The sequence below is a fragment of the Janthinobacterium sp. BHSEK genome (genome assembly GCF_056174685.1).
In genome coordinates this window covers 1-2,250 of the sequence record NZ_JBWBYV010000164.1, presented here as the reverse complement: position 1 = coordinate 2,250, position 2,250 = coordinate 1, and the positions used below count along the sequence as shown (strand labels likewise).

General features: G+C 65.1%; 5 protein-coding genes. All 5 read right to left on the bottom strand.

Annotation, left to right across the window (positions count from 1 at the left end; translation table 11 throughout):
* Positions 1 to 23 precede the first annotated feature (23 nt).
* Entirely contained in the window at positions 24 to 449 is a 426-nt protein-coding gene (locus AC0V2Y_RS27930; protein ID WP_475417879.1) for a hypothetical protein, read from the bottom strand.
* Entirely contained in the window at positions 449 to 796 is a 348-nt protein-coding gene (locus AC0V2Y_RS27925; protein WP_475417880.1) for a PDDEXK family nuclease, read from the bottom strand. Before AC0V2Y_RS27925 ends, AC0V2Y_RS27930 begins: the two co-directional genes overlap by 1 nt.
* Positions 793 to 1,125, bottom strand: coding sequence for a hypothetical protein (locus AC0V2Y_RS27920; RefSeq protein WP_475417881.1), 333 nt, complete (start codon positions 1,123 to 1,125; stop codon positions 793 to 795). Before AC0V2Y_RS27920 ends, AC0V2Y_RS27925 begins: the two co-directional genes overlap by 4 nt.
* 34 nt (positions 1,126 to 1,159) lie before the next feature.
* A complete protein-coding gene (locus AC0V2Y_RS27915) occupies positions 1,160 to 2,053 on the bottom strand; it encodes an ATP-binding protein (protein WP_475417882.1) in 894 nt (297 codons plus the stop codon).
* On the bottom strand, positions 1,995 to 2,250 hold a 256-nt coding region (locus AC0V2Y_RS27910), incomplete at its 5' end, for a hypothetical protein (RefSeq protein WP_475417883.1). The genes AC0V2Y_RS27910 and AC0V2Y_RS27915, both read right to left, overlap by 59 nt.

Genomic DNA, 2,250 nt, shown 5'->3' with positions numbered 1-2,250 from the left:
GCCCTGCCAATCTATGGTATCGCTCACACACGCAGCACGCCGGTGCGGTTGAATTCGCGCACGGCTGCCAAGCCAGCGCGTGCAATTGCGACATTCGGCACGCCGCGCAGGAAGGCCATAGTCTTGCCGACGCCATCACGCAGCACGCGCATTTCATCGCCGTTGACGCCGAAGGTGCCCGTGCGCTGGGCGCGCGCTTGAATCTCGGCAATCGCCTCGACCATCGCCTGGGCCACCGGCAGAATGGCATGGCCAGCTGGCGCAATGCGGCGCGCCATATCGGCGTTACTCAGCAGGTCGTAGACGTGTTGCTCCTGGAAGTGCCCCTTCCCCATCGCCTCGCTGGCCTGGAAGCCAGGCATTTCGAAGGCCACGTCTTGGCGCAGGCCCGCCGGCAGCACGGCCGGCTTCGGGATGTATCGCTTGCGGGGCTTCTTGTTCGCACCCATCAGAAATCCTCCGTTTTCCAACCGCCGCCCGCCTTCTTCGGCAGCGCCTGCACGGCGATGAATCGCAGCGGGTACATGTCGGCCGCGATCTTGATCTTCGCGCGTGCATCGTCTTGCCAATGCCCTTTCACTTCGTGCGCCTCCAGCGCGCCGTCGGCCAGCTGTACGGCAAAATCCGGCGTGTAAAAAGTGTTGTCCGCCAAGCGAAATTTCAGGCCCTCGAACTTGTACCAAGCCACCTCGCCGGCGGCCTTACGCTGCTCCAGCGTCCTGGCGTATGCCGCTTCGGTCTGGTTCATGGCGCCGACCTTGAGGCGGCCCAGCGCCTGCAAGCCACGGGCCATCATCGCGCTTTCTCCAGGCGATGCGTGACCGCCTTGACGATTGCTGCACGGGCCGCGGCGTCCCTGTCCGGATAGAGCCGGTACCACTCCAGGAAGCCGGCGGCATCGACGCCCGCCGACATCGGCATCAGCCGGATCTCGAACTGTGCGAGCAGCGGCGCGGCTGCAGCCCAGTCGCCCATCCAGTCGGGCACCAGCGCCTGTCCACGGCTTGCGGCCGCGCCCGGCCGCGGCGTGCCGACCAGGGCGCCGCCCACCTCGACAATGCTGGACCAGCCCAGCAGCTCGGCCAGGCGTTTGTTTGCTGCAATTTTGGTTTCTTGATTTTTCATTTGAAGCCTTTTAAGCCGTTTTTTTATGTGTACGTCACTTCGTAGCGACCATGGCCCTTGCGCAGTGCGGCGGTGCCTCTGGCAAATCCTGAGCGGCATTCGCAGCCGGGACGCGCGGGCGTTTCCCCCTGTGCGATTCCCAATCGAAGACCACCAGCCTGCCGCCGCCTTCTCGCAATCGGTCGAAGGCACGCTCGCCCAGGAACTGCTCCAGGCCGGCCGCGTCGAGGTTGCTAATGACGATGGTCGGGCGCGCCGCCTCATAGCGGCCGTTGATGATCTCGAACAGGATCAGCTTTTCCGTGTCGCTGCCGTGCTGCACGCCCACCTCGTCGAGGATCAGCAGATCCGGCTCGACCAAGTCGCGGATAGCCTGCGCCTCGGTGCGGCCGGCGCCCTTGGCGTAGGTTTCCTTGACGGAGCGCACCGCGCGCATCACCGACGTGAATACGGCTTGGCGGCCATGCCCCATGATGTGGTGGGCAATGCCCACGGCCAGGTGGGTCTTGCCGGTACCGACATCCCCGGCGAAGATCAAGCACGCGCCAGTGGCCCGTGCGTCTTCGAAGTTCTCGGCGTAACGGGTGGCCACCGCCAGCGCGCGCTCAGCGCCAGGGCAATCCGGCCGGTACGATTCAAGGCGGCGATCAGCAAAACGCTCGGGAATGGCAGCACGACCGAGCTTGGCGCTCCATTCGCGCGCCTTGAGCTCCAGGCGCCAGGCGGCGCGCTGCTCTGCCTCGCGCACCTGGTCCTCGACGTTCATGCAGCCAGGGCAGCCGGACCAGGCGCCGCGAATCAGCATGGCCGTGTACTCACCGTGCATCGGGCAGCGCTCGATCTGCGCGCTGGCGAAGCGCTTCTTTCCTTCAAAAGGTGCCATCTGCCCCAACGCCCTTGTGGTAATCCTGCTTGCCAAAGTTTCCATGGATGACGCCTTTCTGTGTTTGCGTTGCACCGACTGCCCAGTCGGCCTTGTAGTGCTCGCCCGGCCCGAAGAACGTGGCCGGCTGTTTCGTGAATTGCGGCTCGGTGCGCGATAGCAGGACGTAATTCGCGTAGCGCTGGACGCCAGCAAGGAGCGCTTCGGCCGGTACACCCTCCCTCCTGCGCGCAGCCCAGGCC